General features: G+C 43.2%; 9 protein-coding genes and 3 pseudogenes. 1 reads left to right on the plus strand and 11 read right to left on the minus strand.

What is annotated here, in order from left to right; genetic code table 11:
* The 10 genes and pseudogenes from E5329_RS26510 to E5329_RS32735 form a co-directional block, all read right to left on the minus strand.
* Positions 1 to 473: pseudogene (locus tag E5329_RS26510) on the minus strand (hypothetical protein); the annotation flags it as partial.
* Positions 474 to 574: 101 nt separating this feature from the next.
* On the minus strand, positions 575 to 1,000 hold the full coding sequence (locus E5329_RS26515; protein ID WP_135992201.1) for an RNA polymerase sigma factor: 426 nt from the start codon (positions 998 to 1,000) through the stop codon (positions 575 to 577).
* 94 nt (positions 1,001 to 1,094) lie between these two features.
* Positions 1,095 to 1,604, minus strand: a complete 510-nt coding sequence (locus E5329_RS26520; RefSeq protein ID WP_135992202.1) for a sigma-70 family RNA polymerase sigma factor — start codon at positions 1,602 to 1,604, stop codon at positions 1,095 to 1,097.
* A gap of 649 nt (positions 1,605 to 2,253) precedes the next feature.
* The gene (locus tag E5329_RS26530) at positions 2,254 to 2,748 is read right to left on the minus strand and encodes a hypothetical protein (RefSeq protein WP_135992204.1); all 495 of its coding nucleotides are present in this window, start codon (positions 2,746 to 2,748) and stop codon (positions 2,254 to 2,256) included.
* A gap of 83 nt (positions 2,749 to 2,831) precedes the next feature.
* Complete coding sequence (locus E5329_RS26535) at positions 2,832 to 4,271, minus strand: sensor histidine kinase (protein WP_135992205.1); 1,440 nt, start codon at positions 4,269 to 4,271, stop codon at positions 2,832 to 2,834.
* Positions 4,258 to 4,923 (minus strand): response regulator transcription factor, encoded by a 666-nt coding sequence (locus E5329_RS26540; RefSeq protein ID WP_135992206.1) that lies wholly within the window; start codon positions 4,921 to 4,923, stop codon positions 4,258 to 4,260. The genes E5329_RS26535 and E5329_RS26540 overlap by 14 nt, the downstream gene beginning before the upstream one ends.
* Before the next feature lie 197 nt (positions 4,924 to 5,120).
* A complete protein-coding gene (locus E5329_RS26545) occupies positions 5,121 to 5,495 on the minus strand; it encodes a TnpV protein (RefSeq protein WP_135992207.1) in 375 nt (124 codons plus the stop codon).
* Between the two features lie 24 nt (positions 5,496 to 5,519).
* On the minus strand, positions 5,520 to 7,097 hold the full coding sequence (locus tag E5329_RS32380) for a recombinase family protein (RefSeq protein ID WP_275443777.1): 1,578 nt from the start codon (positions 7,095 to 7,097) through the stop codon (positions 5,520 to 5,522).
* A 110-nt stretch (positions 7,098 to 7,207) separates the two neighbouring features.
* Entirely contained in the window at positions 7,208 to 7,381 is a 174-nt protein-coding gene (locus E5329_RS30145) for a hypothetical protein (protein WP_168356787.1), read from the minus strand.
* 171 nt (positions 7,382 to 7,552) lie between these two features.
* A pseudogene (locus tag E5329_RS32735) lies at positions 7,553 to 7,727 on the minus strand (ParB/RepB/Spo0J family partition protein); the annotation flags it as partial.
* A gap of 89 nt (positions 7,728 to 7,816) precedes the next feature.
* On the opposite strand from E5329_RS32735, the gene E5329_RS26560 reads away from it, so the two are divergent.
* Complete coding sequence (locus tag E5329_RS26560) at positions 7,817 to 9,190, plus strand: IS1182 family transposase (RefSeq protein WP_135992208.1); 1,374 nt, start codon at positions 7,817 to 7,819, stop codon at positions 9,188 to 9,190.
* A gap of 106 nt (positions 9,191 to 9,296) precedes the next feature.
* On the opposite strand, the pseudogene E5329_RS26565 reads toward E5329_RS26560, so the two are convergent.
* A pseudogene (locus tag E5329_RS26565) lies at positions 9,297 to 9,389 on the minus strand (ParB/RepB/Spo0J family partition protein); the annotation flags it as partial.
* Positions 9,390 to 9,873: the final 484 nt, after the last annotated feature.

Consider the following 9,873-nt stretch of genomic DNA (forward strand, 5'->3'; position numbering starts at 1 on the left):
TAAATGTCGGAAAAATAATTCGCTGTTTGCTTCTCCCTCAATTCGCCGTCCGACACTTCGTTGTCCTCAAAGTATCTTTCATATCCTGTCGCTCCCTGTTTCGCCGCATAAGCGGCAGGGCGTAAAACGTGCTGTTTATTGATGTGCTTGCGGATTTTTGCAAGTCCATTTCCCGCCAATGCAAGGTCAAATATCTCTCTTACAACGTGCGCCACCTTATCATCTATGAGCAGATGGTTGTGGTCGGCAGGGTCTTTGATATACCCATAGGGCGCATACGTCCCCATGAATTTCCCCTGCTGGAACCTCGCACGGTACGCCGATTTTATCTTGACCGACACATCGGCTGAATACATTTCGTTTAGGATATTTCGGAAAGGCGTGATGTCCATCACTGATTTATTGAGCGTGTCCACACCGTCATTGACCGCTATATACCGCACGTTATTTTCGGGGAAAAAGACTTCTGTATAATTCCATTAGAGAACATATATAGATATATACCCTATATAAAGAATGAGTGAGAAGCCTTTGACCTCTCACCCAACATCTCATAGAAAACCAGACTACATCATTATAAAATTTTCCGCAGCTTCTTACGCAAATGAGCCAATCTCGCATAGACAGCCCCTGCCGTCAAATGCACAAACGGGGCAATCTCCCTTGTGGAATAGCCCTGCATTTTCAGAAGAATGATTTCTAATGTACGCCTATCCACTGTGACTAACGCAAGATACAGAATTTCGCTCTCAATCTCATCCAGTAAATCCGTTACCGTCCTTATCTCCACCTGTTTCTCTTTGCTTACCATCTCCTCAAGGTATTCTCCAAAATCACTTGTCCATCGGTAAAACCGCCTGTTGGAATTAAAATCTGCCCTGTCGTCTGTGCGGATTTGCTCAATAATTACTTCATCAACGCCACACTCACGCAAAATCTTTTCCTCAGCTTCTTTCCAGATGCGCCATTTCCTGTCCTCCCGTCCGTGGTTATATGCCATTCTTAATTTCCTCCAATCGAATTTAATTGAGAGGGCAGGCAAAAGCCCCTTCATTTTCCCAAAGGAAAAAATAAGGGGGATGAACGCCAAAAATTTAGTTTTCTACTATCTTTCTCAGCTTCGCAAGGATTTTGGCTTTGCGTTTGTTTACAACACTCTGCGTTATGCCTAACCGCAATCCGACTTCCCTCTCGGAAAGTTCTTCAAAGAAGATTGCCTTTACCAATGGCTGCTCACCATCCGACAAAAAGGGCAGGGCGGCTTTCAGCCTGTCCACCATCACTGTATGGACAACGGTTTCCGCAACGTCCACTGTTTCATCAATAACAAAGTCAAGCGCATTTCCCTCGCTGTCTGTAAATCCCTCCAATGAGAGTAGGCTGTGGTTTGTATCCAGTTTTTTCAGATAACGCCACCGCTCTTTATCTTTGTAGAACTCTGTGTACTGTTCCCTCACAACTTCAAGTAAACAGCCTTGCACGGGGATAAACAGCTTGTCCAGATAACTCTGGTCGGATTCCCTGCGACAGCAGAAATCCTTATAGGACAGTTCCACATAGACATTGTTTTCTTTGATATATACTTTTCTTGGTGCATATTTCACCGTATTTTCCTCCAATCTGAATTTTGAAAATGTAAAAATCCAGATTGGAAAGGCGGGGAGCGACAATGAACACCAGAAACAGCCTTGCGGCACATTCCGATAAAAAACGACAAAAGAAAAACCGCAAAGGCTCTGTGACCCTTACGGTTATGAGTGATACTAATTCTGTTTAGTGGAGATTCTACTTCTGGTTTCATGGTGAGAAGTAGCGTTGCATAAGCAGGGATTTTTTTAACTGGCTTCCTGCCAATCCCCGATATGCTATATATAAGTCAATTCTGTATTGCATGAACAGATAGATAACTGCCCGAAAAAAGGACATAAAAAAATCCCTCCAAACTTTAAAACAGGTTTGGAGAGTGTCTGTTAAGTCTTTTCGGGCATAGCATAACCGCCCACCAATACACCGTTTTTTTATTTGGCGGGATGAAAAGAATCCTTTTATTCAGATACAAATTTTTTTAATTCGCTAACAGCAAAATAAAATTTACCTGCCCACTTAATAATGCTTCAGTGGGCAGGTATGCAGCAAAATAAGATACTATCTTTTTACGGAACACTGAATATACATCTATATAACTTATTGGAAAACAGCACCTATTTCCTGCACAATAGCTTTACATCAAATCAACCGCATTGTTATGCTTCTTTAGTCGCCGATTGTTGCAATATCGTTAGAATTGTAAGACGCCATCCCTTCTCTGTCACCGTCTACAGATTTAGAAACAAGCACACCATTTTTAATATCTTCAAGGGTCTGCTCGTTCTCTGCAACAATTTCATCCGTCATTTCCTGTGTCCACACAACAGTGCCTTCGCTGGTTTCCACAACAGCCTTTTCATCAGCCATCTTCTGCATTTCAGATTTCTCCTGCTCTGCCCATGCCTTATACTCATCGTAAGTCCACCATTCAATAGCTGAAACAGGGTTCTCTTTCTCATAATCAGATTCAGACACCCATGTTTCCCCATTGTTTTCACTGCACCAGATGTTGCCGTTGTCATCTGTGTATGACATTACGCCATCTGATTCAGCATCAACGATAGTTTCTACACTTTTGGCATTTGCCGCAGCCACGCTTACCACACTGCCCCCTACAAGGGCTGTTACAGCAAGCGCTCCCATCCATTTTGCTTTAAACATTTTTCTACCTCGCTTTCATTAAAAATAGTCGCTCCATTGGAACGACTACATTTTACTAAGGCTATTTGGATTCTTGTTGGAATTTATATGGATTTCTTGTGGATTTTCGACGCTGTAAGGCAAAACTGGAATTTTACGCCATTATCCGTATTACAGATTCCATAGGAAGCTTCATGGTTTTCTAATAATGTCTTTATAATATACATACCCAATCCGTTTCCCCCATTCTCTTTGCTTCGTGAAGCATCAACACGGTAAAATGGCTCAAATAGATTGGGCAGTGAATCATTTGGAATGGTAACGCCTGTATTTTCTATTTCAAATTTTATGTCTGCATTTCGGTCTTGTGACATAGATATGGCTATACTCTCCTTAACAGGTGAATATTTAACGGCATTTTCTATAAGGTTTTTAATTACACGCTCCATCATGCCACTGTCAAACCAACAGATAGCTCTATCTGGAATATCAACAGATAACTGCTGTCCTTTATCCTCAATCAAACAGGACATCTCCCCAACACTGCACCGAACCAGTTCTGCAAAATCTGACTTTTCAAACACTGGCGTAACTGTTCCATTTTCTACATAAGCAATAAATAAAAGGGACTGTATTAGTTGATTCATCTGTTCCGCTATCGCAATCGAACGCTCTATATATGGTTTTGCATTCTTATAATCTCCAACGCCATCCAGAATCCCATTTAAATGCCCTATCAAAATCGCAATCGGCGTTTTAAGGTCATGGGATGCGGAAGCAAAGAAATTCCGTTGCTTTTGCTCAAGCTCCTTCTCTTTTCTAATCTCACTTTCCAGCTCATGCAATGTCTTTTCAAGATTTCCCGAAAGGGCGTTTAGGCTTTCCGACAAAACGCCTACCTCGTCATTCCTTTTCAAATCACTTTTCATACTAAAATCAAGCCCTGCCATCCGCTCTGACACTTTGCTTATTTCTATAATTGGATTTGTTATATAATGTGAATAAAAAAGGGAACATAAGATAGACAATATAAAAATCCCTGTCAATATAATGGGCAGGGTTTCTTGTATTGCGGATGCTGCCTGATTTATTGGTGAAGATTTTCCATGCACTTCTAAAATATACCTTTCGCCCGTGTTTTGTATTGTAAACGGAAACATGATTCCCGATAATAGTTCATCCTCTATAGCCTGGCTGTTTTCATTTTCATCTTTCGTAACTGCTACTGTATCATTTGACATATCTATCTTCCCAACCACTTCTGGATAAATTAGATACCCATCTTGGTCACTGATGGAAACCTGTGCATCCATTTCCAGCGAAAAGGAATCCACTAATGCATAGCAATTTTCAAGACTGGTACATTCCCCTAACTCTTGGACTAACTTCTGGGCTTCGTTCTGTAAACGCTCAGATAATTGACTGCCATAGGTTTCTGGAATGTACTTTGCCATACACAAAACGGAAATGCTGCAAGCTGCAACTAACAGAGCCATTGTTATTAAAAATATTTTCACTGTAAGGCTTGATTTATTTTTCCTCATCAATCCGATACCCCACTCCCCTTATTGTTTTAATGTAATTGCCGCTTAATTTCTTTCTTAGGTTTTTCAGATGGCTGTCCACAATCCGTTCCTCCACATAGGCGTCAATCCCCCATATCCTGTCTAACAGCATTTGACGCGTGAATACCTTACCCTTGTTTTCAAGCATAATTTTCAGCAGCTCAAATTCTTTTTGTGTCAAAATAACCTCCGTTCCATCACAAAACACATGATGCCCAGTCAAGTCCATTTTCAAATTTTTGTAAAACAATTCCTCCCCTCCATCTGAAGCACGTCTGCGCCGCAAAATGGCTTCCATTTTACAAAGCAATATTTTAGCCGAAAACGGTTTCGGAATATAATCGTCTATTTTTCCTGCATATCCCATTAACTGGTTTTTTTCATCCGCCAATGCCGTAAGTATAATGATTGGCACATCTGACTTGCTCCGAATCACTTCGCAAACACCAAACCCGTCAATTTTAGGAAGCATGATGTCCAAAATAACCAGACTTATTTTTTCATTAAACCTTGCAATTCCCTCTACGCCATCTGCCGCAAAAACCAACTGATAACCCGCATCTTCCAGATAGTTTTTCAATATTGACTGAATATCAAAATCATCCTCAACAATTAATATTTTCTCGTTCATCACCATACACCTCACAAGACATATATTCTTCTCAATTTTAGCACTCAAAAATGGAGATTACATGGATTTTTCAATATTTCTCCATTTTCGTTTTTGATTTTTTTATACATAAGCATCCACCGATAAATATACCATTTTTTTGCTTGTACTTCTATTTTATAAAAACGACAGGGCTTTTTGATATGCCGCCTTATCACTTATGTATAGATGATTTCTTCATTCACAATCTCCCTCGCACACGCCCTTATGTTATTCATTCTTCCTAGCCATTCTAAAGCATTTTCTTCCTTTAAGCGTTCCGTTATGCCCTGTGCCTGTTTCATGCCCTCTATGAGCCTTTCAAAGCGTTCCTGTGCCTGCTTGTCGATGTCGGCAAGGTAGGTGTTGAGCCTGCCGCTTGTGAGAAGATTGGTGTATGTAACCTTTCGGCACTGCTTCAGATAGTCCAGATGCTGCCGCCCGAATAATCCAATCGGCTGTTCTTTTTCGGGCGGTAAGGCAAGACAGGGGATAAGGCAATTCCCCTGTCGTTCAAATTCGCCGCCGATTTTTTCAAAAATTGTTTTCCTCATTGTGTGTACCTCCGCTATCATAGTTTATTTTGCCATCACTGTTTTTCGTGGGCAGTCCTTCTTTTTGCGTGGCTTCCGAATCATCTTCGTCTTAACTGTCTGCTCCCCTATGTAACCGCCGAAGCGGTAACAGATTTTGACGGTCTGCTGCATCCCATCCTCTGTTTCCGTTTGGTCAGACACCTCAATCCGCTCTACTAAAAGATTAAGGTTCTCGGCGGTCAGTTCCGTTATCCCCACATACGCTGCCATCAGTTCTGCCCACTGCACTGCATTATTCTTGCTGTCCTTAACTTCCTGCGACGCATCTTCAAGCGTTGCTATCTGCTCCAATAGTTTCCCCTGTTCGGTCTGGTACTTATCAATCAATCGGGTGAAATTTTCATTGGAAATACGCCCCGCAAGGGAATCCTCATACAGACGGTCAAACAATCTCGTCACTTCATCGTAGCGTTTCCTCGCCTGTTTCAGCTTCGTTTCGTTGTTTTTACCCCTGTTCCTCTCCGCCTTGGCGTTCATCTTCACTGCCAGAGCCACCGCTTTCTCCCTGTCTTCAAAAGCAAGGCGGGCATGGTACTGGATGTCGGCAAGCACGGCATTATATAAATCCTCGTAGTAAATGCGGTGGTCTGTGCAGGCTTTCGTGTTGTGGGCGTATGTGGTGCAGACGTAGATACGGTGCCTGTCCCTGCCCCAGTACCGCAGGGCAAGGGCTTTCCCACAAGCGCCGCACTTCACAAGCCCAGAGAAAACCGACACAAAATTATTTGTCGTGTCACGCTTCCTGCTCAGAATCTTTGCGTTCGCCCCGTCAAAGATTTCCTGCGAAACCAATGGCTCGTGGGTGTTGTCTGTCCGTATCCAATCTTCTTCTGGCAGCTTCTTATATTTGCCAACTTTAAAAATAGTTTCCGTCTTGCACATCACGGAATGACCGAGATACACGGGGTTGCCTATCATGTTTCGGATGATGGTGTGCGACCATTCATACTGGTTCTGGGGGTTTTTGAAGCGTTCGGGGTAATTCTTCTCCCCGCGGGTATGCTGCCACCATGAGGGGCAGGACACTTTTTCATCCCGAAAAATACTTGCTATCTTGTGCGCCCCCATGCCCACATTTGCAAGCTCAAAAATCCGTCTGACAATCCATGCCGTTTCCCCATCGACTACCAGCTTATTGTGGTTGTCGGACGATTTGCGGTACCCGAACGGCGCATAGGAGCAGCGGTAAAGCCCCGCTTTCGCCCTTGCCCGAATGGAAGAACGGATTTTCCGTGAATTGTCCCTGCTGTAAAATTCGTTCATCACGTTCTTCAATGCGGCAATGTCGTTATTCTTGTTGGCGGTGTCCACGCAGTCATTGACGGCGATATACCTCACGTTCTTCATCGGAAAATAAATCTCCGTGAAATGCCCGACCTTCAGATGGTCACGCCCCAGACGTGACAAGTCCTTTGTGATTACCACGTCAATTTTCTCCGCTTCAATGTCATCCAGCATACGGTTGAAGTCTGGTCTGTCGAAATTCAAACCGCTCCAACCGTCATCCACATAGGTTTCAACGACTAAAAACCCATGCTCCCTAGCGTACTGTGTCAGCATCGCTTTCTGCGTTTTTATACTTTCGCTGTCCCCCCCTGTGCCATGTCGTCCTTTGACAGCCTACAGTACAATGCGGTTCTTAAAATACCCATTCCATGCATCCCCTTTCTTCATTTTCTGTCCCCATTGTATTCTGTATCTTTTATTATCTCAAAGGTGCGGGGAGAGGATTTTCCCCTCCGCACCTCGTTTACAAGCAGGGAAATAAATGCTTCCCTCATATCCCTGCTGCCCAGATAGACAGGCAGAACCTCTATTTTCGGGCGTGCAGCTGTTTTTGCCATAGGCATATATCCTCCCTTAAATCTGGAAAAGGGGCATAGGAAAACGTCCCTAATCCAAATAAAAACATTTATTTTCCAGTTCTTCTTTCAATGCTGCAAAGAGATTTTTCTTTCCTTTCATTGTGACGACCATGCCGCATTTACCAACCGAAAACAAAATATCAGCGGCTGTTCTTGTTCCCCTTTCTTCAAAAAGGACAGCTCCACCGCAGGCGTGAGGGCGATTTTCCCCGTATCCCATCTGTAAAATCGGCGGCATCAGTTCCGTCAGACGGATAAAACGCTGTACGGTTGTCTTGCCAACACCAAAGCCCTGCGCCACAATATCATCTGTCTGCAACTTCGTCCCAAGTTCGAGCTGTTGACAAACCTCTTGCCAAAAAGATTTGCATATACGAAAATATATGTACAGATGAATCCTTGAGGTGATACCTTATGATGACGAAAAGAGAAAACCAACAGATAGAAATGCATTTGATAACAATTGAAGATTTAGTCCCTATGGATCATTTGCTTCGGAAAGTAAATGATATCATTGATTTTTCATTCATATATAACGAAGTAGAAAATATGTACTGTCATAACAATGGGCGTCCATCTGTTGATCCGGTGGCCTTAATCAAGTTTCTTCTCATCGGTTTTCTTTATGGCATCAATTCCGAAAGAAGAATATCAGAAGAGATTCAGGTGAACATGGCATACCGTTGGTTTCTTGGTCTTGATATCATGGATAAAGTTCCAGACCATTCTACGATTTCCCAGAACAGACGCCGCCGTTTCAACGGCAGCGATCTTTTTCGGAATATCTTTCAGAAAATTGTTTCCATATGCATAGAAAAGGGTCTGGCAGACGGCAAGCTGGTTTTTACGGATTCGACACACATAAAGGCAAACGCATCCCGGAAAACAGAATACATCAAGCAAACAGAAGAAGTTACAAATGAATACCTCAAAGAACTAGACCAGTATGAAGAAACGGTACGGGCCCAGTTGGAATCAGAAGGGAAAATCAAGCCCATCAAATGCAGGAAACGGAAGGAAAAAACGGAAACCATTCGCCGCCGTGAAAGCAGGACAGACCCCGAATCTGGATTTTACAAGAGGAAAGGGAAAGCGGAGGGGATGCACTACTTGTCGCATGAAACCGTGGACTCTAAAAACGGAATTATAATCGATGTGGCAGCTACAGCCGGTAATGTGCCTGACAGCCAGCCGTATATCAAAAGGATTGATTATATTGAGAAAAACCTGGGTTTGAAAATACAGGAAGCATGTGCCGACAGTGGCTATGACACAAACCTTATCAACCAACAGTTATCAGAAAGAGGCATAAATTTTTATACGCCTGAAAGAACGGAGCAAAAAAGAGGAACTACAGAATTTCAAAGGAAAGATTTTCAGTATGATGAAAAGGATGACAGATTCATCTGTCCCGGAGGAAAAGCACTTCCGCTGCACCGGCTCAATAGAACAATCAATACTGTAACAAAAGAGTACCGCTGTCCAAAGGCTGAATGTAAAGACTGTCCATTCCGTAACAGGTGCATAGGAGAAAAAGGTTCTGATAAAAGAATTCAAGTAAATATTTTTGAAGACGTTGTAAAAAAGAATCATGAAAAAGATGGTACGGAAACACACACCAAGGTTTTGCTTCTGCGACAGATATGGAGCGAAGGCAGCTTTGCGGCGCAAAAGTCAAGACATAACTTGAAATTCTTATATAGAAGAGGATTAGAGGCGGCTGAACAGCAGTGCCTCTTATCGTCAACGGCATTAAATCTTAAAAGGATGATAAAGGCCATGGCATAGAGAACCATGACCTTTTTCTTTGGAATATTTCTGCTATCTTTGCTGGATTTTTATCATGATATCTTGTGACATTTACGAAATTAGGGGGTTTGTCAACAGCTCGAAGTTGGGACGAGGTTAAATCCGTGCGGAAGCCCTGCCGCTTCATCACTTCCAGTTTCATCTTGCAGGAAAAGGCACACTCTGATGACAGAATACTGTTATCCATTCTTTCAGTGCTGGCAGGGGCGTTCTTTCCCGACGGCATGACAGCTATGACAGGTATGACGGGTATTTTGGGATACCCCTTCCACTGTCATCCCTTACGGGAGAACACCCTGTAAACGCAAATGCAGGCGTGGGGTTTCCTTGCCTTTCTTCGGCTCGTAAACCCATCCCTGCGGTCAGAAAAATCCCCCGATTTTTCCGACTGCGTTTACAGGGTGTAACCGACTGCGTTTACAGGGTGTAACACACTACACTTTGCTTCGCAAAGTCGTGTGCCAAACGTTCCCTCTGGACTCCCTTATGGCAGGGCTTACGCCCTGCTTATCCTACGCTTTACGCTTCGGATGGAAGAACAGAGGCGTTGCCCATGTCAGCATGGGGGGCATCCCAAAACTGCCGTCATGGCTGTCATGCTCCCCCCCAGCCTGTCCGAAAACTAGAATTTTAGGCATAAATTTAGCCCCTTTCCTTCTTCT

The sequence above is a fragment of the Petralouisia muris genome (assembly GCF_004793545.1).
GTDB classification, from domain to species: Bacteria; Bacillota; Clostridia; order Lachnospirales; family Lachnospiraceae; genus Petralouisia; species Petralouisia muris.